Source organism: Salmonella sp. 2018103 (assembly GCF_026247685.1).
Taxonomy (GTDB): Bacteria; Pseudomonadota; Gammaproteobacteria; order Enterobacterales; family Enterobacteriaceae; genus Salmonella; species Salmonella enterica.
Genome location: NZ_CP111029.1, coordinates 702,213 through 727,762, shown reverse-complemented (window position 1 = coordinate 727,762; position 25,550 = coordinate 702,213). Strand labels below are relative to the sequence as shown.

At 52.9% G+C, this 25,550-nt stretch carries 26 protein-coding genes and 1 pseudogene; 9 read left to right on the top strand and 18 right to left on the bottom strand.

The window, feature by feature from the left end; all coding sequences use genetic code 11:
* Positions 1–53: 53 nt before the first annotated feature.
* The gene (gene gss, locus OLG56_RS03495; protein WP_000033690.1) at positions 54–1,910 is read right to left on the bottom strand and encodes a bifunctional glutathionylspermidine amidase/synthase; all 1,857 of its coding nucleotides are present in this window, start codon (positions 1,908–1,910) and stop codon (positions 54–56) included.
* A gap of 226 nt (positions 1,911–2,136) precedes the next feature.
* Here gss and yghU point away from each other — a divergent pair, with 226 nt between their 5' ends.
* Positions 2,137–3,003 carry a glutathione-dependent disulfide-bond oxidoreductase gene (yghU, locus tag OLG56_RS03490; protein WP_000774852.1) on the top strand — a complete coding sequence of 289 codons (867 nt, stop codon included), beginning with the start codon at positions 2,137–2,139 and terminating at the stop codon, positions 3,001–3,003.
* Positions 3,004–3,070: 67 nt separating this feature from the next.
* On the opposite strand, the gene OLG56_RS03485 is transcribed toward yghU, so the two are convergent.
* From OLG56_RS03485 to OLG56_RS03420, 14 genes are all read right to left on the bottom strand, one after another.
* Complete coding sequence (locus OLG56_RS03485; protein ID WP_023136686.1) at positions 3,071–3,781, bottom strand: molybdate ABC transporter substrate-binding protein; 711 nt, start codon at positions 3,779–3,781, stop codon at positions 3,071–3,073.
* Positions 3,781–4,833, bottom strand: coding sequence for an ABC transporter substrate-binding protein (locus OLG56_RS03480; RefSeq protein WP_001032024.1), 1,053 nt, complete (start codon positions 4,831–4,833; stop codon positions 3,781–3,783). The genes OLG56_RS03485 and OLG56_RS03480 overlap by 1 nt, the downstream gene beginning before the upstream one ends.
* A 75-nt stretch (positions 4,834–4,908) precedes the next feature.
* Entirely contained in the window at positions 4,909–5,157 is a 249-nt protein-coding gene (gene hybG / locus OLG56_RS03475) for a hydrogenase maturation factor HybG (protein ID WP_000334890.1), read from the bottom strand.
* Between the two features lie 27 nt (positions 5,158–5,184).
* A complete protein-coding gene (hypA, locus tag OLG56_RS03470; protein ID WP_000544945.1) occupies positions 5,185–5,526 on the bottom strand; it encodes a hydrogenase maturation nickel metallochaperone HypA in 342 nt (113 codons plus the stop codon).
* Positions 5,519–6,007, bottom strand: coding sequence for a hydrogenase-2 assembly chaperone (gene hybE / locus OLG56_RS03465; RefSeq protein ID WP_000004951.1), 489 nt, complete (start codon positions 6,005–6,007; stop codon positions 5,519–5,521). The genes hypA and hybE overlap by 8 nt, the downstream gene beginning before the upstream one ends.
* Positions 6,000–6,494, bottom strand: a complete 495-nt coding sequence (locus OLG56_RS03460) for a HyaD/HybD family hydrogenase maturation endopeptidase (protein ID WP_001221960.1) — start codon at positions 6,492–6,494, stop codon at positions 6,000–6,002. The genes hybE and OLG56_RS03460 overlap by 8 nt, the downstream gene beginning before the upstream one ends.
* Positions 6,494–8,197: a hydrogenase 2 large subunit gene (gene hybC / locus OLG56_RS03455; protein ID WP_000083045.1), complete on the bottom strand. Its 1,704-nt coding sequence runs from the start codon at positions 8,195–8,197 to the stop codon at positions 6,494–6,496. The genes OLG56_RS03460 and hybC overlap by 1 nt, the downstream gene beginning before the upstream one ends.
* On the bottom strand, positions 8,194–9,372 hold the full coding sequence (gene hybB, locus OLG56_RS03450) for a Ni/Fe-hydrogenase cytochrome b subunit (protein WP_000017678.1): 1,179 nt from the start codon (positions 9,370–9,372) through the stop codon (positions 8,194–8,196). Before hybB ends, hybC begins: the two co-directional genes overlap by 4 nt.
* Positions 9,362–10,348 carry a hydrogenase 2 operon protein HybA gene (gene hybA, locus OLG56_RS03445; RefSeq protein ID WP_001081721.1) on the bottom strand — a complete coding sequence of 329 codons (987 nt, stop codon included), beginning with the start codon at positions 10,346–10,348 and terminating at the stop codon, positions 9,362–9,364. Before hybA ends, hybB begins: the two co-directional genes overlap by 11 nt.
* A gap of 2 nt (positions 10,349–10,350) precedes the next feature.
* Positions 10,351–11,469, bottom strand: coding sequence for a hydrogenase 2 small subunit (gene hybO / locus OLG56_RS03440; RefSeq protein WP_000145429.1), 1,119 nt, complete (start codon positions 11,467–11,469; stop codon positions 10,351–10,353).
* A 189-nt stretch (positions 11,470–11,658) separates the two neighbouring features.
* Positions 11,659–11,946, bottom strand: coding sequence for a DUF2623 family protein (locus OLG56_RS03435; RefSeq protein WP_001059119.1), 288 nt, complete (start codon positions 11,944–11,946; stop codon positions 11,659–11,661).
* Between the two features lie 84 nt (positions 11,947–12,030).
* A complete protein-coding gene (locus OLG56_RS03430) occupies positions 12,031–13,674 on the bottom strand; it encodes a methyl-accepting chemotaxis protein (RefSeq protein ID WP_207011549.1) in 1,644 nt (547 codons plus the stop codon).
* 306 nt (positions 13,675–13,980) lie between these two features.
* Positions 13,981–14,475: a TIGR00645 family protein gene (locus OLG56_RS03425; protein WP_000439335.1), complete on the bottom strand. Its 495-nt coding sequence runs from the start codon at positions 14,473–14,475 to the stop codon at positions 13,981–13,983.
* A 217-nt stretch (positions 14,476–14,692) separates the two neighbouring features.
* Positions 14,693–15,196: an ESA_00282 family adhesion-associated protein gene (locus OLG56_RS03420; RefSeq protein ID WP_001084409.1), complete on the bottom strand. Its 504-nt coding sequence runs from the start codon at positions 15,194–15,196 to the stop codon at positions 14,693–14,695.
* Positions 15,197–15,299: 103 nt separating this feature from the next.
* Here OLG56_RS03420 and OLG56_RS03415 point away from each other — a divergent pair, with 103 nt between their 5' ends.
* From OLG56_RS03415 to OLG56_RS03405, 3 genes are all read left to right on the top strand, one after another.
* A complete protein-coding gene (locus OLG56_RS03415) occupies positions 15,300–15,710 on the top strand; it encodes a hypothetical protein (RefSeq protein WP_000936443.1) in 411 nt (136 codons plus the stop codon).
* Positions 15,697–16,101, top strand: a complete 405-nt coding sequence (locus OLG56_RS03410; protein ID WP_061377609.1) for a hypothetical protein — start codon at positions 15,697–15,699, stop codon at positions 16,099–16,101. The genes OLG56_RS03415 and OLG56_RS03410 overlap by 14 nt, the downstream gene beginning before the upstream one ends.
* A gap of 123 nt (positions 16,102–16,224) precedes the next feature.
* The gene (locus tag OLG56_RS03405) at positions 16,225–17,109 is read left to right on the top strand and encodes an SDR family oxidoreductase (RefSeq protein WP_000019032.1); all 885 of its coding nucleotides are present in this window, start codon (positions 16,225–16,227) and stop codon (positions 17,107–17,109) included.
* A gap of 112 nt (positions 17,110–17,221) precedes the next feature.
* On the opposite strand, the gene exbD is transcribed toward OLG56_RS03405, so the two are convergent.
* Positions 17,222–17,647, bottom strand: a complete 426-nt coding sequence (gene exbD, locus OLG56_RS03400; protein WP_001251476.1) for a TonB system transport protein ExbD — start codon at positions 17,645–17,647, stop codon at positions 17,222–17,224.
* Between the two features lie 6 nt (positions 17,648–17,653).
* Positions 17,654–18,388, bottom strand: a complete 735-nt coding sequence (gene exbB, locus OLG56_RS03395) for a tol-pal system-associated acyl-CoA thioesterase (RefSeq protein WP_000527859.1) — start codon at positions 18,386–18,388, stop codon at positions 17,654–17,656.
* Between the two features lie 251 nt (positions 18,389–18,639).
* On the opposite strand from exbB, the gene metC reads away from it, so the two are divergent.
* Positions 18,640–19,827, top strand: coding sequence for a cystathionine beta-lyase (metC, locus tag OLG56_RS03390; protein ID WP_000130270.1), 1,188 nt, complete (start codon positions 18,640–18,642; stop codon positions 19,825–19,827).
* Positions 19,828–19,966: 139 nt separating this feature from the next.
* Entirely contained in the window at positions 19,967–20,626 is a 660-nt protein-coding gene (yghB, locus tag OLG56_RS03385; protein ID WP_000268441.1) for a DedA family general envelope maintenance protein YghB, read from the top strand.
* A 63-nt stretch (positions 20,627–20,689) separates the two neighbouring features.
* Here yghB and OLG56_RS03380 read toward each other — a convergent pair whose 3' ends face one another.
* Positions 20,690–21,589, bottom strand: coding sequence for an AraC family transcriptional regulator (locus OLG56_RS03380; RefSeq protein ID WP_001078198.1), 900 nt, complete (start codon positions 21,587–21,589; stop codon positions 20,690–20,692).
* 192 nt (positions 21,590–21,781) lie between these two features.
* Here OLG56_RS03380 and yqhD point away from each other — a divergent pair, with 192 nt between their 5' ends.
* From yqhD to OLG56_RS03365, 3 genes and pseudogenes are all read left to right on the top strand, one after another.
* Positions 21,782–22,945: an alcohol dehydrogenase gene (yqhD, locus tag OLG56_RS03375; RefSeq protein WP_061377610.1), complete on the top strand. Its 1,164-nt coding sequence runs from the start codon at positions 21,782–21,784 to the stop codon at positions 22,943–22,945.
* 105 nt (positions 22,946–23,050) lie between these two features.
* A complete protein-coding gene (gene dkgA, locus OLG56_RS03370; RefSeq protein WP_000013100.1) occupies positions 23,051–23,878 on the top strand; it encodes a 2,5-didehydrogluconate reductase DkgA in 828 nt (275 codons plus the stop codon).
* 165 nt (positions 23,879–24,043) lie between these two features.
* A pseudogene (locus OLG56_RS03365) lies at positions 24,044–25,529 on the top strand (DASS family sodium-coupled anion symporter).
* Positions 25,530–25,550: the final 21 nt, after the last annotated feature.

Genomic DNA, 25,550 nt, shown 5'->3' with positions numbered 1-25,550 from the left:
ACAACAGGCGGGATATCGGCACCCACGCCGATATCCCGACGAGAATGACCCCGTTACGCTTTGATGACAATTAACGGTTCAATATCGCTCTCTTTTTTAATGACTAATGAATCATCGCCGCGCAGGCACGTACCGCCGTAGTTACCGCCCACGGTAAACGTACAGACCTGAATATACTTCCCGGCGACCTTCGGCAGGCACCACAACTGCTGATAGATATTTTTCTGCGTGGCGAACTTGCCGCTGGTTTTATCCAGGAGCTCTTCCTGATGGCTCACCAAATCAATATTACTACCGCAACGTCCGGCAATCGGTTTTACCGCATAGCCGGTCTGCACCAGCTCATCGTTAACGGTAAAATCCGTGTCGAGCAAATAGCGATGATGTGGGAAGAGCGACCACAGGATGGGCAGGATCGCTTTGTTACCCGGGATCACCGTCCACAGCGGTTCAAACACCAACACTTCCGGGCGCAGTAATACATCAATCAGCCGGACTTCATTTTCCGGGTGCCCGGTACGAATAGGCACTGCGGCGTACTCCGTCTCGCTGACTTCGCGTATCTGCTCCATCGCCGTTTCCCACGCCCAGGTTTTCCAGACACAATTCACCAGCCGTCCGTCGCCATCAATCAACTGCCCGGCGTCATCCCAGCGCAACTCGCCCAGCCCGCGGAGAATTTTGCTCGCGAAACCAGCCTGATGCAGCGCCTGCTGCATAAACTGCGCGTGATAGTCCTCCTCGATATCATCATCCTGCATGATATGAACGAAAGGACGCGCTTTACTGTGTTTCCAGGCGCCTGCCAGCTCGTTAATTAAGCCCTCTGCCGGGTTATGCCCTTTACCGGTATAGCCCTGCTCAGCCCATTTTTCGAGAATTAATCCCGCTTCGGTATGGCATGATGCGGAATCGGCATTGTATTCATAGACTTTCAGCCCGCGTTCATCCATGCAGAAATCCATACGACCGGTGATCATATGGTGACGACGGCGCTGCCAGGAGAGACGCAGGCGCGGCCAAAGAATTTTGGGGATATCGAATAGCGCCAGCAGATTATCGTCTTTTAAAACTTTGTCCGTGGCGTGCAGGTACATCAAATGCAACTCATTGGTCGCTTTGATAAGCTCCTGTTCAGCGCTCTCGGTGATGGTAAAATACTGGTACGGGTCCTGATTGATAACGTGTCCGTTCGCCTGTACATAGGCTTTTTGTAACGGATCGCGCTCATCCAACCACTGACCGTCAAACTGACCTTTCTCTGGCAGTCTTGCGCCGCGAATCGCCAGCGACTGATTCGCGATGTCAGGCTGTGACAAACTGTATTGCGTGTCGTCGGTCTGGATCATCCAGCCTAAAATCGTCGTGTCATCAAAGGTGTCGCGCAGGGTGTAACACCCGTTTTCTACGACCATTTCCAGTTCGCGAGTCCACTGCTGCCCTGGCGGCAATGGCGTGTGGATAACGTTTTGCTCAGCAATACGAATTTTGTTATCCAGGAGTTGGGTGATAATCGCGACGTGCCCGGTTTCGTTAAACTCGCCGCCCTTTTGCCAGATGAGCAGCGCCCCGGCCTCCGGCGCGCGCGGCGAACCGTTCGGGAAGGCCTGCAAAGGCAAAATATTGTCATTCACGACCTCGCGCAGAAAACGCAGCGAGAAGATTTCCCAGGCCATGCCGACGTCAGTAAAAACAACGCCATAATTCAGAAAGAGAAAACGGCGGGCAAATTCCACGCACTGCCATTTATGCCCCATGTATTCATCGTCGATGTAGCTACGAAAAGCTGCGTCGTCGTCGTCCCACGGATCGAGGGAATTGTAATCTGAAGAGTAGATCGCTACGCCGCCGGGGGCGTAACCCAATAATGTCCCGAAGGGGGCATCCTGACTGGTGGTTCCTTTGCTCATGCACTTACCTCAAAACAAGACCGCCTGAGCAGCCTGGCGTAATTTCGCTCTGATTGTCTGCTCTGTGACACTAACCGGACAGAGGTCGACATAATCATACACCTCAATAAGGCACACTGAGGCCAGAAGGTTAAAATTTCACTCGCCGGAATGTCCCAATCGGTTAAATGTCCGGTTAGCAAGCTGCTACACTGCTTCAACACCACCACAGTGAAGGCAGGTCAATATGGCAGATAATACTTATCAACCCGCAAAAGTCTGGACGTGGGATAAATCCGGCGGCGGCGCGTTCGCTAACATTAATCGCCCGGTTTCCGGCCCGACGCACGACAAAACGCTGCCCGTCGGCAAACATCCGTTACAGCTCTATTCGCTGGGGACGCCTAACGGCCAGAAAGTGACCATTATGCTGGAAGAACTCCTGGCGCTGGGCGTAACCGGCGCCGAATATGACGCCTGGTTGATTCGCATCGGCGAGGGCGATCAGTTCTCCAGCGGCTTTGTTGACATCAATCCGAACTCAAAAATCCCGGCGCTGCGCGATAATTCACACAACCCGCCGATTCGGGTTTTTGAGTCGGGCGCAATTCTTGTTTATCTGGCGGATAAGTTTGGCCATTTCCTGCCGCAGGATCTGGCTAAGCGCACAGAAACCCTTAACTGGTTGTTCTGGCTACAGGGCGCGGCGCCGTTCCTCGGCGGCGGTTTCGGTCATTTCTATCATTATGCGCCGGTAAAAATTGAGTACGCCATTAATCGCTTCACCATGGAAGCCAAGCGTCTGCTGGACGTGCTGGATAAGCAGTTAGCTCACCACCCGTATGTCGCGGGAGAAGAGTACACTATTGCCGATATGGCCATCTGGCCGTGGTTCGGTAACGTGGTGCTGGGGAATGTCTATGATGCAGCGGAGTTTCTGGATGCCGGAAGTTATCAAAACGTACAACGCTGGGCGAAACAGGTAGCCGAACGTCCGGCGGTAAAGCGGGGGCGCATTGTCAACCGGACCAACGGCCCATTGAACGAACAGCTTCACGAACGCCATGACGCCAGCGACTTCGAAAACCATACCGAAGATAAACGTCAAAGTTAAACCATAATGCCGGATGGGGTAGTAATGTCGTCATCCGGCATGGTATTCCCTGCTGACGCTTCGCTTATCAGTTCTGCGAGCGTGTCATATGCGGCGCTTCACTAAACCCATGTTGCATGAGAATCGACCTCGCCCGTGCTGATAGTAAAAAGTCGGCAAGCGTTTTTCCCTGCTCGCTCAGGCAGGCAAAGCCATATTCAGCCACGGGATTATAAGGTTCCGGGATATCAACCACTCGCAGCGAATTAACCAGCCGTAGCCTGGGAGCATAGCTGGCATAGCCGATAAAGATATCGGTGTAATCATGATTGATGAGCCATTCCGCCGCCAGCCGGCCCGCCGGTAACGGCAAAGTCTGCCTGCCGCCAACCAGCGCTACCGCGCGTTTTCGGACCGCTTCGCCCTCCTTGCCCATCCGCGAAAAAAGCTGCTGCGTATAATCGCCGGAAGGATCGCAACCTGCTGTTGAGGTGCCGATCCGCAGATCCCGCCGGGTTAACAGCGACAGCCAGTCCTCGCCTTCACGCATCGCCTGTGCCCGCACGCTCAGACACAAACGGTTCGTCGTAAAAGGCGCGACCCGCAGCGCCCGCCCGCTTTCCAGCAGCGCCTGCGGATGCGCCAGGTTCGCCGAAGCAAAAAAGTCGCACGCTTCGCCCGCTTCGATGCGTTCACGTAACAACCCCGCCGGACCGAAATCACATACCGCATCCGCCTGAAACGCCGCCATTAGCTGCGGCCAGACGACACGCAAGCTCCCCGCAGCCAGTATTCGCATCACTGTACGCCCTGATAGTCAGTACGGTAAAAACGTTGATACCAGTCGTTAGCGGCCTTTTGCATGTCAATATCGTGGAATTTTTCCGGATAGAGTTTTTTCGCCATCCACAGTTCGCCGATTCCCACCGCCTCCGGCATCGGATATCCCCAGGCTTTGGCATAATCCGGCATCAGGTAAACCCGATGATGCTTCACCGCGTCAATGACCTGCCACTGGGGATTGTGCAGGATCTCATTGACGACCTTTGGATAGCGATTCTGGACAAAGATCACCTGTGGATCCCAGGCGATCACCTGCTCCATTGTCACCTGCTTAAAGCCTTTCACCGAGGATGCCGCTACATTCAGCGCCCCCGCATGGGCCATCATCAGACCGGTATATTTACCGGAACCGTAGGTGGTCAGCTCCGGATTCGCCATATAGGCGCGAACCCGCTCATTTTCAGGAACCGACTGCAAACGGTCGCTGACCATTTTGCGACCTTTATCCATCGCCTCAATCAGCGCTTTCGCCTCCTGCGGTTTATTGACGATATCGCCAATCAGCGTTATTCCTTCACGCAGCCCGCGGTTGTAAGCCTGCTCTTCATCGGCCAGGGTCGGGTTCATTTTAGCCTGCTCGCCAACAACATCATGGCGCAGCGAAATCGCCACCACCGGAATGCCAAGACGGCTGATCTTGTCGATCATCTCCTGTGGAGCGTAATTCGTGACAAACACCACCTGCGGGCGCAGCGCCACCAGTTTTTCAGGATCAACGTGCGTTAGATCGCCCAGCGAGGCTTTTTGCGCCAGTTCCGGCGCCAGACGCGCATAGCCGTCGCCTAATTGCTGTTTCCAGTTCGCCATGACCCCAACGATTTTGTCAGTGGCATTCATCTGTACAAGGAGATTGAGCGTTTGATGCTGGAGCACCACCACTCTGTCGACGGTGTCGGGAACCGTGACCTGGCGGCCAATTTGATCGGTAAAAGTACGCGCCGCCTGTGACATTAACGACCAGCAAAAAAGCAACGCCAGCAGAGAGAGCTGGCGCAAAAATTTATTCATAGGTTTCGCCCCACAATCGATATATAAATAATTATACAACGATTGTAGAGCGATATAATAGAGGTGATTAAGGGATCACGCGCTGGTGATGTCGTACTCCATGCGGCGCAGCGCATCTAACGTGGCTTTCGCTTCGTCTTCGTCAATGATGCTCATCGCAAAACCAACGTGTACCAATACCCATTGCCCTATCAGCTCGGCTGGCTTACCTTCACAAATCAGAGCAATATTGACATCACGTTTGATGCCACACACTTCCACCTGCGCAAGCTGGTGAATATCATCTCCGACGGCCAGCACCTGACCGGGGACGCCAATACACATAATTAACCACCTGGAATAAAATGCGGGTTATTCGACCTCAATACTTTTTACTTTCAACGAATCGCCGGTATCCACCCGCAGGCGATCGCCATGACAATGCGGACATTGCGCGTCATGCCTGAGAATTTCCACCACCTGACTGCAATCCCAGCACCAGGCCTGGGCCGGTCTGTAGTCGATGTGCAATTCGCACCCTTGCGCTAAAGTCCCCTGGCAGGCGATGTCAAAGCTGAAACGAACCGCGCGCTCTTCAACGCACGAAAGCGCGCCTATCTCCAGCCATACGCCGGTGACGCGCGCCACGCCGTGCTGTTCTGCCTGCTGCTGAATAATTTCAACGGCGCTTTGGCAAAGAGACAGCTCATGCATTCTCACAGCTCCGACGGCCAAACAGCAACGCGCGCCGGCTTGTCTGCGGCGCATCAGGATTGCTTACCGGCAGGGATAACAGCATCCGCGCGCAGTCATCCGCCAGCCGGACGCCCTCTTCCGGCGACAGGCTACGGGAAAGCGGCGACATCAACGAGCAGGCAAGATATTGCGAAACGCCTTCCAGTTCGCCAACGGTAAAGGTCATCGTGCCATAAGGCAGTTGCAGACCGAGTTTTTCACCGACGGTACGCCCGGGCCAGATCTGGTCCGGGCCAGGGAAGATTAATGCGCTTAACATCCACGGCGTAATTACCGTGCCCGTCCATTGTCCTTCAAACAACGTAAAATCAGAGACATGCACAGGCATAGTCGGATGCAGAAACGAAAGATCGTGCATCGAACGATGGGCTATCTCTTCAAATGCCGCCTGAACCCGGGCGACGGGCGCCGTGTCGAATCCGGAAAACGTTTCAGACATGCGCCGTCTCCTTAGGAATTGCTTCGACGCCGGATTCACGCAGCGCAGCAAGAACCTGCTCAAGCGCAGGTTCAATCATCGCCTCGACGGTTGGCGTTAAGCCGATGTGCGGTTCCAGCGACTGTGGAATAACGCCGACCAGGGTCAGTTTCTTCGGAAACTCGCCGGTAAAGCGGAGGGCCGACAATACGTCGGCCAGTCCAAGCTGATGGGGGGAGATTTTGTTGGTGAACAACGCCGGAACTTCATCGTCGCGCAGTACCATAATGGTTCCCGGCGCGTTCTTTTTCGACACGATGGCGTCGGCAATGATCAAATGATCCCGATTCGCCATATCGCCAAGAAGTTCCATTCCCGCCGTACCGCCATCCAGAATCTCAACGAAATCCGGCAGGGTGTATCGTTGCTCTAACGCTTCAACAATACGCACCCCGATGGCTTCATCGGTCAGCAAAATATTGCCGACCCCTAAGACTAATATCCGCATTACAAAACCTTCACCGAGACCACTTCATTGCCATCGGCGTCCACCACGTGTACCGCGCACGCCATGCAAGGGTCGAAGGAGTGGATGGTACGTACCACTTCCAGCGGCTTCGCCGGATCGGCGATCGGCGTACCGACCAGCGACTGTTCGTACGGCCCCACGTCATCGTTGAAGTTACGCGGACCTGAGTTCCAGGTCGATGGCACCACTGCCTGATAGTTACTGATAATACCGTCTTTAATCACCATCCAGTGAGACAGCATACCGCGCGGCGCCTCCAGGAAGCCCACGCCTTTGAACTCGCCCGTCGCCGGAATGTTCGGCTTCACAAACGTGGTGTAATCGCCTTTGCCGATATTTACAATCAGCGCGTTGTATTGATCCTGCAATACGTTTTGCAGTTCACAACAGTGAACGGTACGCCCGATGATACGACCCAGCGTAGAGTGAAGTTGCGCCATTTCCAGCGTTTTGCCGGTCAGCTTCTGATAAAGCGCAATGATTTCATTGAGCTTGGTCTGGGTGGATTCACGACCTGCAGCCAGTTTACACAGCATGTTCGCCAGCGGCCCGACTTCGACGGTTTTGCCGTAGAATGTCGGCGACTTGACCCATGAGTATTTACCGTCATCCGACCAACCGTCGTAAGCCGGAATCGTGGTGCCTTCCCACGGTGCCTGCGGCGCTTCATCTTTATACCAGGCGTGCTTCGCGCTCTCCTGAATACCTTTAATCAGGAACTCGTCGGAGTGAGAGGTGATCGGACGGTATGTCGACAGATCGGCATTGGTAATGTAACCGCCCGGGAACAGGAAACTGCCGTTTTTACCGTCGGTCGGGAATTCCGGCGCGCTCAGGTAGTTCACCGCGCCTTTGCCGCGCTCCAGCCATTCCGGATAGTAGGCCGCGATGACTGCGGTATCCACTTTATACACCTGCTCGACAAAATCGCTCAGCTTATCGATAAACGATTTGATGTACATCAGGCGTTCAAGGTTCAACGTACCGATGCTGTCGAGATTGATCGGGTTCGCCACCCCACCGACCGCCAGGTTCTGGATATGCGGCGATTTACCGCCCAGCAACGCCACCACGCGGTTAGCGTCACGCTGACATTCCAGCGCCTGCAGATAGTGGGCGACCGCAATCAGGTTGACCTCCGGCGGTAACTGCATTGCCGGGTGCCCCCAGTAGCCATTGGCGAAAATACCTAGCTGACCGCTGGCGACAAGATCCTTGATCTTGTTCTGAACTTTCGTGAACTCTTGCGCGCTGTTCAGGTGCCAGCTCGACACGCCATCCAGCATCGCGGAGGCTTTTTCCGGATCGGCTTTCAGCGCAGAGGTAATGTCCACCCAGTCCAGCGCAGAGAGCTGGTAGAAATGGACAATGTGGTCATGGGTGGTATGCGCCGCCAGAATAATATTACGGATATACTGCGCGTTGACGGGAACATCAATATTCAGCGCGCTTTCCGCCGCACGAACGGAGGAGATCGCGTGAGTTGTCGTACAAACGCCGCAAATACGTTGCACAATCATCCACGCATCGCGCGGATCGCGGTTCTTCACGATCTCTTCCATACCGCGCCACATGGTGCCGGACGCCCATGCTTTGGATACGACGCCGTTCTCAATTTCGCAGTCAATGCGTAAATGACCCTCAATACGGGTTACCGGATCAATAGTAATTCTCTGGCTCATGCTTTGCTCGCCTCATGACGATTATGATCGTTTTGTTTTAAAGGAGGAAGTATCGGCAGTAGACGAATGAGTACGATGTATGCACAAATCTCAATGGCCACAAAACCAATAGAAATCAACAATTCTTCCCAGGTTGGGAAGTAGTGGTAGCCGCCACCCGGGTTGAATGCCACCAGCGAATAGGTCAGACGCCACGTCGCGCAGCCCAACAGCGCGCTCAGCGCCGACAGGTACAGCATACGAGAGTCATTACGCAGTTTCGCCACACGCAGCACCACTAACGGGAAGACCATCAGGACGACTTCAATCCAGAACATAGCGGAGTAAAAATCGCCGGCAAACGCATAGGACAGCTTGTCGCGATAAATCAGTTCGCCAAAGCGCAGGACGACGAAAATCGCCAGCAGCACGCTGATGGTATTCGTCAGCTTAACAAACAAATTTTTCTCATCCGGACCGTTTCCTTTCAGGCCTGCCTGAACCAGCGAACCCTCAAATATGACAATGGAGAAGCCCATGATAAACGCGGTCAGAACCGAGAACAGCGGCAGCATTTCATAGCTTTGCCATAGCGGATGTACTTTATAGCCCGCCGAGATCATCAATGACCCCATTGAGGACTGGTGCATCGTCGGCAGCAGCGCGCCCAGCGCGATAATAAAGAACATCACCTTATTCAGACGCTTGAGCGACACTTTCCAGCCCAGACGTTCAAACAGGGCAGGCGCAAACTCCAGCGCCATCACGCCGATGTAGATGGTCATACAGACCGCCGTCTCAAACAGTACCGAGTTCACGTTGAAGTGACCTGGAATGTAGAAGTACGGCAGGTTCCAGTAACGACCGACGTCGATAGTGATCGACAGGCCGCCCAGCGAGTAACCAAACAAGCTTGCCAGCAACGCCGGGCGCACCAACGGATGGTATTGCCCACGGTTAAAGACATACACCGCCCATGCCAACGCCCAACCGCCGCAGGCAAAGCCGGTGCCGATCAACAGGTCAAAGGCAATCCAGACGCCCCACGGGAAACCGCCGTTCAGGTCGGAAACGGAGCCCAACCCGAAGACCAGACGCTTCACGATAAGGAGCATACACAGGACGATTAACGGTCCAAAAATAATGACCGGTTTACTGATGATTTTTCCGCCCAGCGGTTTTGGATCATGACTCATGATCGTCTCCTCCATCGTGATGGTCGTTTTTGCTATTACGACGAACCAGCACGGTTAAGCCCGCCAGCGCAGCCAGGGGTAGTATCATGCCTTTATAAAGCGTGTGTTGAACATGCTCGGAGCGCGCTCCGGTTGAAAGGTCATCCAGCTTCGGCAGATCCAGATCTTCATAAGGAACGCCTGTCAGCACCAGCACCTGAGTACCACCGCCCTCTTTTTCACCGTAGAGGTGTGGGTAGTATTTAGGCACCGTATGCAGATAGGTGTCGTCCGTTTTCAACGTCTGGCGCGGATAGTGATATTCACTGCCTGGTTTGAGGGCCAGACGTTTTTTCGCTTCCGCCATCAGCTCTTCACGAGTACCGAAAATGACGGCCCCTGCCGGACAAACTTCCACACACCCAGGCAAACCGCCTTTATCCAGACGCTCAACGCCTTTCTGGTTACACAGCTCACACTTGTGAAGCGCGCCAAACGGGTTGTTGTAGTCGTACTTAGGTACGTTGTACGGGCAGGCAACCATACAGTAACGGCAGCCGGTGCAGACATCTTTGTCATAGTGGACGATGCCGGTTTTCGGATCTTTTTTCAGCGCCGACACCGGACAAACGGAAACGCAGTTAGGATCGACGCAGTGCATACACTGTTTCTTGATGTAGGCATAGCCGTTCTCTTCCTGATCTTTGTTCACGCCCGTGCCGCTACGCCATACCTGGATAATGTTATTGGTATACGGCGACAGTTTGTCGTTGTTCGACCAGGTCTGCTCCCCTTCCGGGTTACGCGCCGGGAAGTTGATATCCTGACACTTTGTGACGCAGGCCTGACAGCCCACGCACAGAGTGGAGTCATACAGCATGCCCAGCGAACCAGGAATCGGCGGACGGTTTTCTGCAGCCGCATGGCTGACAGACGGCGCGGCGCCCAACAGCAATGCTCCACCGGAGGCTGCTTTAATAAAGTCACGTCTGTTCACGGTTATTCTCCCCGTGAGTCAGCGTTATCTTTCTTTTGCTGACGCCCCAGTTCACGTACCGCCATCACGCTGACGCCGGCAACCAGACCGACTACGCCGCCAAGCAGACCGACAGCGCCCGCAGAGATATTGCCGCCTTCTTTCATATTGACGTCAGGTTTCTCTGAACGCGGAGTTTGGTTTTCGACATGAGCAAGCTGGTGAATGCCCTTATGGAAGCCGATACCTTCTTCGTTACAGCCATAGCAAGGATGACCGATCGCCACTGGCCAGACGCCGCCAACGTCACAGAACTGTAACGTAGAACAGTTGCCCCAGGTTTCCGGCCCTTTACAGCCAAGATGGTAGAGACACCAGCCCTGACGGTGGCCTTCGTCGCCAAATTCTTTGGCAAAACGGCCTGCGTCGAAGTGTGGACGACGTTCGCAATGCTCATGGATCAGACGGCCATAGGCAAAGGTTGGACGATTTTTCGCATCCAGCTTCGGCGGCGTGCCGTAAGTGATGATATGCGCGACGGTCGCCAGGAAGTTATGCGGGTTTGGCGGACAACCTGGAATATTGATAACCGTTTTGCCCGGTAAGACTTCCTGCAGACTGACAGCGCCGGTTGGGTTTACGCCAGCCGCAGCAACGCCGCCCCATGCCGAGCAGGAACCGATAGCGATAATCGCGGCTGCGCCGTCAGCGGCTTTGCGGATGTGATCCACGATCGGCTCGCCGGCAACCATGCAGTAGATACCGTTATCTTTTAGTGGGATAGAACCATCCACCACCAGAACATATTGCCCTTTATACTTCTCCAGAGCGTTATGTTTGTTTTCTTCGACCTGGTGACCGAATGCGGCGGAAAGTACCTCGTGGTATTCCAGAGAGATAGTCTCCAGAACGAGGTTTTCAACGGTTGGGTGTGTAGCACGAAGCAGTGATTCGGTACAACCGGTACACTCCTGAGCGCCAATCCAGATAACGGGCGGACGCTGTGGATTGGATACCGATTCTGCCATTTCTGCGGCGGCTTTGCTACTGAGCCCCATAGTAGCGGCCAGTGCTGCACAAAGCTTCATGAAATCACGACGGTTAATGCCGTGAGAAGTGATGAGAGTATTATCTCCAGTCATTTTATAGTTATTCCGTTACGAAGACCTGGCTTTTATTTTGCACTGTTCGCGAAGAAGTTATTGCGATCGGTACGCCATTTACCACACTTTTTTTATGGTTATGTGCGCCATAATACTTCGACGGAACAGTAAAACGAAGGGAAGAGGCGATAGTGTAATTAATTAAAGCAAGATAATACCCCTGCTGGATCAACCTTCGAGTCGATAACCGGCCATAAAGAAGCGAACCGCCATCCCGGAATGATTCTCTTTAAAGAAATCCATCACCATTTCTTTATCCAGACCATAGCGACGCGTCAGAATTCCGGCCTCCCACGCGCTAAGTTGACGATCGCCGGTCTTTTCGAACATACGGTGTGTAAAACCCAATACAAAGCCACGTTTATACTCAGAACAGAAATTCACCGCATGATGCGCGCTATATGCATATGGCGCGTGCAACCCGGCCATTAACCCTTTCCCAAAATGATTATTCATCTGACCTCCCCACCCGATATATAATAAATTATATAGCGGATGGTTAAATGAAGGCCAGCGCATTACGCGCTTTTTTGCTTCACATCAGAAGGAAACCCATTCATCAGTAGACTGTGCGGGAGCCGACGCCATTCTCTGAACGCCAGGCGCCGCTTTCGCCGTTACGCATTGTTGCGGCTCACTAGCGGAAATCCGGAACTGCTGTACGGAGCGTTGCAAATCCTCCGTCTGCCGTTCCAGCGCCGCCGCCGCCGCGGAAACCTGCTCAACCAGCGCGGCGTTTTGTTGCGTAACGCTATCCATTTGCGTGATCGCCACGCCAACCTGAGAGATACCTTTACTCTGCTCTTCGGAGGCGGACGCGATCTGTTTCATAATCGTCGTCACTTCCGTGACGCCGCGCAGGATGGCGTCCATCGTCGCGCCGGTCTCCTGGACCAACTGCGCGCCCTGCGCTACGCGACGTACCGATTCGCCAATTAAGGCTTCAATTTCTTTCGCCGCCCCCGCGCTGCGGCTGGCCAGGTTACGTACCTCACCGGCGACCACCGCGAAGCCGCGTCCCTGCTCGCCCGCTCTGGCCGCTTCTACCGCTGCGTTCAAGGCCAGAATATTGGTCTGGAAAGCAATACTATTAATCACGGTAGTAATTTCGGCGATCTGCTGCGAACTGGCGGAAATACCGTTCATTGTTTCTACCACATCGGAAACCAGTTCACCGCCTTTTCCTGCCGTTAGCGAGGCGGCATCCGCAAGCTGACTCGCCTGGCGAGCGTGTTCGGCGTTCATTTTCACCGTTGCGGTAAGCTGTTCCATGCTGGCGGCAGTTTCTTCCAGCGCGGCGGCCTGTTCTTCCGTTCGGGAAGAGAGATCGTTATTACCGGTAGAAATTTCCGTCGCGCCGCGCCAGATATTGTCGCTTCCGGCGCGGATCGTACTCACGGCTTCGCGTAAACTGTCCTGCATCGCGCGCAGTAGCGGCACCAACCGGCCTACGCAGTTACGCCCCAACGCTTCAATCGGCTGGCTAAGATCGCCTTGCGCGATGCGCTGAAATTGCTGACGGATGCGCTCCAGCGGTTTCACCATCATTGCAACCAGATAGCGATCGGTAAAAATCAGGATAGCAATGCCCAGAATCACCGCCGTGATAAGCAGGATGCGGATGGTATAGGTTTTACCATCGACCATCACACGTGTGTTATCCAGCATGGCGCCAGCTTCATGACTAAACCGTTCCGCGCTGGCGCCGAACGCGCGACTGAGTGCGGGCGTGACCGTACTGGCATGTTCGCTCCAGGCGGTCAGCGATCCTTGCTGCGCCAGTTGCATTTGAGGAACGACGCCTTTCTCCAGTAAGGCCTGCCAGTTGGACAACACCTCCCTTGAGATATCAGGGTTCATCGGCCCTGGCGATAGCGCTTTCATCTCCTCCAGCTTCTGACGCATATTCTCGAGCGACTGCCGGGCGGGCGCAAAATCGGGCGTGCCGCCGCCGATTTTTACATCCATCGCGCGGCTAAGGCGGGTAACAAAGCGGAAATATTGATCGTTACCCTGGCTTAGCACCGTCATTTGCCGCACAAGATGCCGGTCAATATCATTTCCTTCCGAAACTTCGGATAAAGCATGGACGCTGTATAACCCCACCCCCGACCAGAGTAGACAAAAAAGTCCCAGTATCGTCAGCATGACCATACGAATAGTAAAGTTTTGCAGCAAACGCATATGAATTTCCTTGCTGAATATAAGAGATTAGTCATCAGACGATGACGCACTCTCGTTATCGGCAAGGCGCGGAGAATATATAATGCATTCTCCATTTTTTTACAGTTATCGCCGTTCACGTACCCGCAGATGTTATATATCTGTGAACGCAGAGAAAATCTTTTAGTCTTATTACTGGGTAAATGAATAGATGTAGTAAAAATATTGCGTAAGGCTGCAGGGAGGCGGTTATCCGCCGTTAAAGAAGTGCTGTTTTACAGCCGGGCTCAGTGTCCTTTGCCCGACTGCCCCGCCGTTGACGGCGGCTCAATGGTTATGCCGCGTCAATCTGTCCAGATAGCCCATCACGAACGCCGACAGGACAAAGGTCAGATGGATGATGACATACCACATTAATTTGTTATCCGGGACGTTTTTCGCGTCCATAAACACGCGTAACAGGTGAATGGAAGAGATAGCGACTATCGATGCCGCCACCTTATTTTTTAGCGAAGTCGCATCCATTTTCCCCAGCCAGTTCAGCTTCTCCTTGCCCGCAGAGATATCCAGCTGAGAGACAAAGTTTTCATACCCGGAGAACATGACCATTACCAGCAATCCGCCAACCAGAGTCATATCAACCAGCGATAACAGCACCAGGATCAGATCGGCCTCCGCCAGGGCAAAAACGTTCGGCAGAACGTGTAGAATTTCCTGGAAAAATTTTAGCGCTAAAGCGATCAGCGCCAAAGAGAGGCCAAAATACACTGGCGCGAGCAGCCAGCGAGACGCATACATTACATTTTCAAGAAAGCGTTCCATAGGGACCTGTCAGGTAACTAAAACCAGCAACAGTATATCTCAACCATGCAACATCAGATCAACATGCAGTTAAGAGCCTATCCCACCAGGCGTTATTGGCGCAGCCAGTTTGGACACGGACAGCGCGCAAAAACCGGAGCGTACACGTAGTACGTGAGGATTTTGAGCACTGCCCAGGTCCAAAATGGCAAGTAAAATAGCCCTAATGGGATAGGCTCTAAATCTCATCCGGTTTAACCTGTGGACGCTGATATTCCGGCCATACCAGCGCGACCAATGCCGGGTAGGCCTCAAGACTGAACTCCCGAAAACACTGACGTAAATTCAGGACGTCCAAATCCGAATACGGCACCTTTTCTCCGTTCAGACAACGCTTCTTAATATTGTCGTAATACTTATAAACGGCAGAGTTAAGGTCGCTGCAACGACGCTGTGCGTCAAATAATCCAGGCGTTTCATTCAACTCAGTCATTGTCATTCGTTTTATCGTTGCATGAAGGAAATCGATATATTCATGGTTAACGCGCCAGTACCATACCGGCGTTATCGAATTCATTAATACTGAGAAATGATCTTCGCCCTCTTCCTTTGTCATGGGTTCAGTTTGATTTAAATTTACGATTTTTCCACCAGGACGTTTTTTATTAACCTCCCACATCAGGAAGAGTATCGCGCCGGTCAGTAATAGCAATATAATAACAGAATAAAAAATACTGTTCATAGCAGGCTCCATTTTTTTTGATTTTAAAATTACACCATGTTATTGTCAACGAAACCTACACTATTAAAAATAGTATACCACTGATCGTAAAGGATATTTAGTCATGCTTCCTGAGCATCTGGTTTCCTCTCATTTTCGCCTGTCATCGCCGCCCCCTGAAGCCACAGAAAACAGTAAAAATTTGCCTAAGGGAAAGACAAAACTCAGCGATTACGAGCCCGATATTTTAATTAGCGCTAACGCTGCCGGGCAACACAGAAACGTATTATTTGAAGAACGCGACCGTCATATTAAAGAACGTCTGTATTGTGTGGCTAAAATTGAAACGTTTGCCCGCCTGATAAACGCACTACAGGCAGAAGGCGATATTGATGCCCAAATGCTAAGTAAAATACTGGCGGATAAAACCGCAATGATAAATGAAAAAGGCAATGCCATTTGGCTTAATTTAATCACTCGCGAAACCAATATGCCGCTATTTTATTCACTGGAAGATAAAGATGAAAGAAGTTGAAGACAATAACGTTTATTTGGCTTTAGACAACCATAAAAGTGATGAATTTATCTTAAAGCAAAATCTTGCAGCGCTAATCGCCAGTAAAAATGCCACCCTGGAAAAGGTAACGCAGGAGGTGGTATCCATACCGGCGGCGTTAGTACGCCTGAAGTGGCAAAACCGACGGGAGATGTATGCGTTACAGGTCAAAGAGGAGATTTATGGCGCGACCATCAATGCCATTATCGAGCAGCATCCTGAATTACGAGACAAAATTATGTCTCGTCTTGAAAGTGACTGGCAGCATCTGCTGGCTCGCGAGACGGCAACCTTACGTCTGACGCGTAAGCTTTCCGATGGCGACTACCGGACGCGCAACGTCACCACCGTCACACGGCAAGAAAAATAACCTTCATGGCTAGTTAACTCTGTTGTGAATACGGGCGAAGCATAAGGATCGTTCTGATTCTCCCTCTTACGGTAGTAAAAGTGTCTACGCTTAAAGGGTGTTCAACCTGAAGGGAGAAGCTCAATGTCTCATCTATACGACCCTACCACGCAGTATTACACCGGCGAGTATCCTAAGCAAAAACAGCCGGCGCCCGGCGTCCAGGCGAAAATGACGCCTGTTCCTGACTGTGGTGAAAAAAGTTATGTCGGCAGTGGTCGCCTTAAAGATCGTAAGGCGCTGGTGACAGGGGGCGACTCCGGGATTGGGCGTGCTGCCGCTATCGCTTACGCGCGTGAAGGCGCAGATGTCGCGATCAACTATCTGCCAGCGGAAGAAGAGGACGCCCAGCAGGTTAAAGCGCTGATTGAGGAGTGCGGCCGTAAAGCGGTGTTATTGCCAGGCGATCTTAGCGACGAATCTTTCGCCCGTTCGCTGGTCCATAAGGCGCGTGAAGCGCTGGGCGGGCTGGACATTCTGGCGCTGGTGGCCGGTAAACAGACGGCAATCCCGGAGATAAAAGATCTGACCAGCGAGCAATTTCAGCAAACCTTCGCCGTTAACGTTTTTGCCCTGTTCTGGATAACCCAGGAAGCAATTCCGCTGCTGCCAAAAGGCGCCAGTATTATCACGACGTCGTCTATCCAGGCGTATCAGCCCAGTCCGCACCTGCTGGATTATGCGGCAACCAAGGCGGCAATCCTCAATTACAGCCGTGGCCTGGCGAAACAGGTGGCGGAAAAAGGAATTCGTGTGAATATTGTCGCGCCTGGCCCTATCTGGACAGCGCTGCAAATTTCCGGCGGTCAAACCCAGGATAAAATTCCGCAGTTTGGTCAGCAGACGCCAATGAAGCGGGCCGGCCAACCGGCAGAGCTGGCGCCGGTGTATGTCTATCTGGCAAGCCAGGAATCCAGTTACGTTACCGCAGAAGTGCACGGCGTGTGCGGCGGGGAGCATTTAGGCTAACGCATGAAGTCGATTAAGATGGCGCACTTCTGTTACGCAAAGCGCCACTTTAGGCAATAAAAAAGCCGGGTGGCGACTGCGCCTTACCCGGCCTACAGCATCAGCAGAATACTTATTTCGCTTTCGCGGTCTCTTCGCCGACCAGACCAATCTTGAGATAGCCCGCCTGATGCAGCATATCCATCACTTTCATCAGGGTTTCATACTCTACGGTTTTATCCGCGCGGAAGAAAATCGTAGTATCCTTTTTCCCTTCCGTCAGGGCCGTTAGCTCGGCAATCATCGTATCATCCGTCACCGGATCGTTACCGATAAACATGGTGTTATCCGCTTTCACCGACAGATAAACCGGTTTTTCCGGGCGCGGCTGTGGCGTACTGGTAGAAGCGGGCAGATTCACCTTGACGTCTACCGTCGCCAGCGGCGCAGCCACCATAAAGATAATCAGCAGAACCAACATGACATCGATAAACGGCGTCACGTTGATTTCATGCATTTCGCCGTTGTCATCCAGGTTCTCGTTAAGACGCATTGCCATGACGCATTACCCTACCCGTAATTTCTGCGCGGCGCGTACCGGCTGCGCACTGGCGCTCGCATTCAGATCGAGATCGCGGCTTTGCAGCAGCAATACCTGCGCCGCCACGTCGCCCAGCGTCGCTTTGTAACTGCCTATCTGACGTGCGAAGATGTTGTAAATGACAACCGCCGGGATCGCAGCCACCAGCCCAATCGCCGTCGCCAGCAGCGCTTCCGCAATACCAGGAGCGACCACCGCCAGGTTGGTGGTCTGCGTTTGCGCAATACCGATGAAGCTATTCATAATGCCCCATACGGTGCCAAACAACCCGACGAAGGGGGAAATGGCGCCGATCGTCGCCAGATAACCGTTGCCTCGTCCCATGTAGCGGCCAACTGCCGCGACGCGACGTTCCAGACGAAAGCCGGTACGTTCTTTAATCCCTTCGTTATCTTCGCTGCCCTGAGAGAGTTCCAGTTCATTCTGCGCTTCATTGATGAGCTGTGCGCTGAGGCTTTTTGCGCTGAAACCTGCCGCAATGTCGGAAGCCTGATCTAAAGAGCGCGCATCGGCTAATTGCAGTTGTTCGCGCTTTAAGCGGCGCTTTTGAGTGAAAAATTCAACACTTTTACTGAAGAAGATAGCCCAGGTGACGACTGACGCCAGAATCAAACCAATCATCACGCACTTCACGACAATATCGGCGTGCTGATACATACCCCAGACGGAGAGATCCGTCTGCATCAAATTATTACCCACTCTGTATCTCCAGGACGCAAATCACAAAATCTGAGCATAATAATATCAAAACGACGTCGAATTGATAGTCGTTCTCATTACTATTTACATACTGCCGCACCTTTACTGCTTTTTCTTTGCGCTTACGCATTAAAAAAGCCACCTGTTTTTATTTTGGCAAAATTTTCATCTGTATCACACGTCGCCAGGGTGCAGATGGTTATATTCATGCTAGTTTAGACATCCAGACGGTTAAAATCAGGAAACGCAACATGACGGATAAACAGTTGGATACCAAACTGGTAAACGCAGGACGCAGCAAAAAATACACGCTTGGCTCAGTGAATAGTGTGATTCAACGCGCTTCTTCACTGGTGTTTGACACCGTCGAGGCCAAAAAACACGCTACCCGCAATCGCGCCAACGGCGAATTATTTTACGGACGCCGGGGAACGCTGACCCACTTTTCGCTCCAGGAAGCCATGTGTGAACTGGAAGGCGGCGCCGGATGCGCGCTCTTCCCGTGCGGCGCGGCGGCGGTCGCCAACACCATTCTGGCATTCGTTGAGCAGGGCGACCACATCCTGATGACCAACACAGCCTATGAACCCAGCCAGGATTTCTGCAGCAAAATTCTCGGCAAACTGGGCGTGACGACAAGCTGGTTCGACCCGCTCATCGGCGCTGATATCACGCAACATATTCAGCCGAACACGAAAGTCGTTTTTCTGGAATCCCCCGGCTCTATTACCATGGAAGTACATGATATTCCGACCATTGTCAGTGCGGTCAGACGCGTCGCGCCAGAAGCCGTCATCATGATTGATAATACCTGGGCGGCTGGCGTTCTGTTCAAAGCGCTGGAGTTCGATATTGATATCTCTATCCAGGCGGGCACTAAGTATCTGATTGGTCATTCTGATGCGATGGTCGGGACTGCCGTTGCAAATGCGCGCTGCTGGGAACAATTGCGGGAAAACGCCTATCTGATGGGGCAAATGCTCGACGCCGACACGGCTTATATGACCAGCCGCGGTCTGCGCACGCTCGGCGTCCGACTGCGCCAGCATCAAGAAAGCAGCCTCAAAATCGCCGCGTGGCTGGCGAACCATCCTCAGGTCGCGCGCGTTAATCATCCGGCCCTGCCGGGTAGCAAAGGTCATGCCTTCTGGAAACGAGACTTTACAGGCAGCAGCGGTCTGTTCTCCTTTGTGCTCAATAAAAAGCTGACCGAGGCAGAATTATCAGCCTATCTGGATAACTTTTCGCTGTTCAGTATGGCCTACTCCTGGGGAGGCTACGAATCGCTGATTATTGCTAATCAGCCGGAACAGATCGCCGCGATTCGTCCCGCAGGCGGCGTAGATTTTACCGGTACGCTGGTTCGGGTGCATATTGGTTTAGAGAGTGTTGATGATTTGATCGCTGATTTAGCCGCCGGCTTCGCCAGAATTGTGTAAAGTTGCCGGGGATGGACATATATGCAGACAATTTCCGTGGAAAAGTCTGCGTTTGTTGCGTCCGGGATCAAGGCATCCCGGACGATTCAGGAGTACAATAGGCAGATAAAAGCGTAAATGCTGTTCCACAGGAAAGTTCATGGCTGTCATTCAAGATATTATCGCTGCGCTCTGGCAACATGATTTTGCCGCGCTGGCGAATCCACACGTTGTTAGCGTCGTCTACTTTGTCATGTTCGCCACGCTATTTTTAGAAAACGGTCTGCTGCCAGCGTCATTCTTACCCGGCGATAGTCTGCTACTACTGGCAGGCGCGTTGATCGCCCAGGATGTGATGCATTTTTTGCCGACGATTGGCATTCTCACCGCCGCGGCCAGTCTCGGCTGCTGGCTAAGTTATATCCAGGGACGCTGGCTCGGTAATACGCGTACCGTCAAAGGCTGGCTGGCGCAGCTTCCGGCAAAATATCATCAGCGCGCCACCTGCATGTTTGACCGTCACGGTTTGTTAGCGTTGCTTGCCGGGCGCTTTCTGGCGTTTGTCCGCACTCTGCTGCCAACAATGGCGGGTATTTCCGGCCTGTCCAACCGCCGGTTTCAGTTTTTTAACTGGTTAAGCGGCCTGCTGTGGGTGACTGTCGTGACCAGCTTCGGCTACGCGCTCAGTATGATCCCGTTTGTTAAGCGCCATGAAGACCAGGTAATGACATTTTTAATGATCCTTCCCGTCGCGCTACTGGTCGCCGGGCTGTTAGGTACGCTGGTCGTGGTGATTAAAAAGAAATACTGTAACGCCTGACGTATCCATAATCGGCCAGGATGGCCCGGTTACGCTTCGTTGACCCGTGGCGGGATGCCCCACTTAGCTCCCTTGCATTGTCCGCATTCTTGCCGCATCTTCGCCCGGCGTAACGCCAAAATAACGTTTAAACTCCCGGCTAAACTGCGATGCGCTCTCATAGCCGACCCGCATCGCCGCGGCGCTGGCCTTCATACCATCGTGAATCATCATCATCCGCGCTTTATGCAGTCGGTAGCTTTTTAAATACTGCAACGGCGAGGTGCTGGTGACCGCCTTAAAATTATGGTGAAACGCCGACACGCTCATGTTCGCTTCTGCCGCCAGTTGCTCAACATTCAGGTTCTCGGTGTATTTCATTTCGATCTGTTTAAGTACGCGACTGATCAGGCTAAAGTGCGTCTGGCGACTAACCAGTGCAAGCAGCGCCCCGCCGCGCGGTCCCATCAGCACATGATAAAGAATTTCGCGAATAATCTGTTTTCCCAGAATCCGCGCATCCAGCGGGCGCTCCATCACATCCAGCAATCTTTCCACCGCGCATAAAATCTCGTCCGACAGCGTGGCGGAGTTAATCCCACTGGCCGCCATCGGCAACTGGAAACGCTCATCTTCGCCAATGTCCATGAGCAACTCTTGCAGTTGCAGCACATCAATGTCGAGCCGAATACCGGCCAGCGGTACCTCCGGCGTCGCCCAGGTCTCGCATTCAAAAGGGAGCGGCACGGTCAGTAAGAGATATTCATTAGCGTCATAACGAAACTTGCGCTTGTTAATATAGCCAATTTTATGGCCGGAAAAGAGAAATATGATGCCAGGCTGATACATGACCGGCGTGCGCGGCCCCGGTTCAACACCATACAACAGACGAATGCCCGCCAGCCGCTCGCTGATTATTTTATCATTATTTTTTAAATGATTAATTTTATCAGCCAACTGTAAGCAAATTGCTTCACGATTCATAACGCGCCATTTTTTCATCAAATCCACTCCGCTGGATTGTGCGCATTTTTAGCGATTTTCTCCAGCATTCTGGAGAAATAGGCAAAACATTGACAGAAATGTGCATTGAGAGACATCCCTCACAAGACCACAATGATGGCCATCAGGCAGACAGCCGCCTGCCCTCTTTTTACCCACATAAGGGAATGAGCAATGAACAATTTCAAATTACATACCCCTACCCGCATTCTGTTTGGTAAAGGCGCTATCGTCGATCTCCGCGCTCAGATCCCGCAGGACGCCCGCGTGCTGATTACCTATGGCGGCGGTAGCGTGAAAAAGACCGGCGTACTGGCGCAAGTTCAGGAAGCGTTAAAAGGACTGGATGTTCGGAAGTTTGGCGGTATTGAACCGAACCCGTCCTATGAAACGCTGATGAAGGCCGTGCAGCTTGTGCGCGACGAAAATATTACCTTCCTGCTGGCCGTTGGCGGCGGTTCCGTACTGGACGGCACCAAATTTATCGCCGCAGCGGCGCAGTATACGGACGGCGTCGATCCGTGGCACATTCTGGAAACCGGCGGTACTGAGATTCGTAGCGCAATCCCGATGGGGTCTGTGCTGACCCTACCGGCAACCGGCTCAGAATCGAACGCCGGCGCAGTCATTTCCCGTAAAACCACTGGCGACAAACAGGCCTTCCACTCCTCGTTCGTGCAACCGGTCTTTGCCGTACTGGACCCGGTCTACACCTATACATTGCCGCCACGCCAGGTTGCGAATGGCGTCGTGGATGCTTTCGTCCATACCGTTGAGCAGTACGTCACTTACCCGGTTAACGGCAAAATTCAGGATCGTTTCGCCGAAGGTATTTTACTCACACTGATCGAAGAAGGTCCCAAAGCGCTGCAAGAGCCTGAAAATTATGACGTCCGCGCCAACGTGATGTGGGCCGCTACTCAGGCGTTGAATGGCCTGATTGGCGCTGGTGTTCCGCAGGACTGGGCGACGCATATGCTGGGCCACGAGCTTACCGCGATGCACGGTCTCGATCATGCCCAGACGCTGGCTATCATTCTGCCTGCGCTATGGAACGAAAAACGAGACGTTAAACGTGCAAAACTCCTGCAATATGCTGAACGTGTATGGAATATCACCGACGGTTCCGACGACGAGCGTATTGATGCTGCCATTGCCGCCACCCGCCGTTTCTTTGAACAGATGGGCGTGCCTACCCACCTGTCCGATTACGGTCTGGATGGCAGCACTATTCCGGCGCTACTGGCTAAACTTGAGGCGCATGGATGCACAAATTTAGGTGAAAATCAGGATATTACGCTGGATGTCAGCCGTCGGATTTATGAAGCGGCGCGCTAAGGTTTTTTCGCCTCTGACTTTCGTTTTTGGCCATTTCGTCCAGACTTAAGTCACTTAGTCTCGCCGGACCCGACTCCGGCGAGCCAATTAAAAGAGGAACACATCATGGCTAATCCAACCATTATCAGGCTACAGGATGGCAACGTAATGCCACAACTTGGGCTGGGAGTCTGGAAAGCAAGCAATGAAGAGGTGATCGCGGCGATTCATAAAGCGCTGGAGGTGGGCTATCGATCGATTGATACCGCCACAGCATATCAGAATGAAGAAGGCGTCGGCAAAGCGCTAAAAGCAGCGAGCGTGGCGCGGGAAGAGCTGTTTATCACCACCAAGTTGTGGAATGACGATCAAAAACGTCCCCGCGAAGCCCTGCAGGAGAGTCTGAAAAAACTGCAGCTTGATTATCTCGATCTCTATCTGATGCACTGGCCTGTACCGGCTATCGATCACTATGTCGACGCCTGGAAGGGCATGATCGCGCTGCAAAAAGAGGGGCTGGTAAAGAGTATCGGGGTCTGTAACTTTCAGATCCATCACCTCCAGCGTCTGATCGATGAAACCGGCGTTACCCCTGTGATCAACCAGATCGAGCTTCACCCCTTGATGCAACAGCGCCAGCTACATGCGTGGAATGCGACGCATAAAATCCAGACCGAGTCCTGGAGCCCGCTGGCGCAGGGTGGCGAAGGCGTATTCGATCAGAAAGTGATTCGCGAACTGGCGGATAAATACGGCAAAACGCCCGCCCAGATTGTTATTCGCTGGCATCTGGACTGCGGGCTGGTCGTCATTCCGAAATCCGTCACCCCTTCCCGTATCGCGGAAAACTTTGCTGTCTGGGATTTCCGTCTCGATAAAGATGAATTAGGCGAGATCGCAAAACTGGATCAAGGAAAACGCCTCGGTCCCGATCCGGATCAGTTCGGCGGTTAAGCCGGATTTATCGCACGCCATGCCCGACGATGTCGTCGGGCTTTTTTGCATTCCGAAACATTAAGAAACAATTACGCGCATTTAACAGTATATTTCCCCCACACACAAGCGCAGAATTATTCTGATTTTGTGAATATTTATTCATATTTATTATGAATTTACTTAATACATATAAAATATTTATGGATGTGTGATTGTGGCGGAAAAAAAATCTCAGGGCGTCAAATGGCTCCCATTCATTCTTATTCTGGTTATCGCCGCCGGACTGTGGCAGCTAACGCCCCCTTCCGGGTTAAGCGCGCCGGCCTGGCATTCCGCGATTATTTTTGTCGCGACGATCGCCTCTATCGTGGCGAAAGTGCTGCCTATTGGCGCGGTCGGTATTATCGGCATCACCGTCTTTGCGCTCGCCTATGCTGCCGGCGACAAAACGGCCAGCGGCGCGATTACCACGGCCTTGAGCGAGCTTAACAGTTCGTTGATCTGGCTTATCGTCGTCGCCTTTATGATTGCCCGTGGGTTTATCAAAACCGGGCTGGGTCGGCGTATCGCCCTACAAATGATCCGTCTGTTAGGTAAACGAACGCTGGGCCTGGCTTATGGCCTGGCGTTTGCCGATCTGATCCTCTCCCCCGCGATGCCCAGTAACACCGCGCGCTGCGGCGGCGTGATTTACCCGATCGCCGACTCGCTGGCGCGCAGCTTTGATTCACATCCGGAAGATGAGTCTCGCAGCAAAATCGGCACCTTTCTGATCACCTGTATTGGCAATGTTAACGACGTCACCGCCGCACTGTTTATGACCGGTTATACGGGTAACCTGCTGGCGGTAAAACTGGCGGCGAACGCCGGCGTTACGTTGAGCTGGGGAAGCTGGTTTATCGCCGCTCTCCTGCCTTGCCTGGTCTCTTTTCTTATCGTCCCGCTGCTGGTCTACTGGCTGACGCGTCCGGAAATTAAACATACGCCGGATGCGCCGGATTTGGCGCGCAAAGAGCTGGCGCAAATGGGCAGTATGACGCGCGGCGAGTGGCTCATGCTGGCAACCGTCGGCGTGTTGCTGGTGCTATGGATTTTTGGCAATACGCTCGGCGTGGATGCCACGACGGCCTCTTTTGTCGGTCTCTCGATTTTATTACTGAGCGGCGTGCTCACCTGGGAAGACGTTAAAAGCGAAAAAGGCGCCTGGGATACGTTGATTTGGTTTGCCGCGCTGCTGATGATGGCTAACCAGTTGAAGAAACTAGGATTCACCAGTTGGTTTGGCAACCTGATTGGCGACAGCATCGGCAGCACGATGCATGGAACCAGTTGGATAATCATCCTGCTACTGCTTAACGCAGCCTATTTTTATACCCACTATTTTTTCGCCAGCGGCAACGCGCAAATCGCCGCGCTGTATGCGGTATTTCTGGGCGTCGGCCTGCATCTAAATATTCCGGCGGCGCCGATGGCGCTTATGCTGGCGTTTACCAGCAGCCTGTACTGCTCTCTTACGCAGTATACCCACGCACGCGGCCCCATTCTATTTGGCGCCGGCTATGTGCCAACGGGCGTCTGGTGGCGAACGGGATTTATTATCAGTCTCTTTAATCAGGCGGTCTTTTTGACAGTCGGCCTCGCATGGTGGAAAGTGTTAGGGTTGTATTAAACGCTTAACGCATCGATAAGC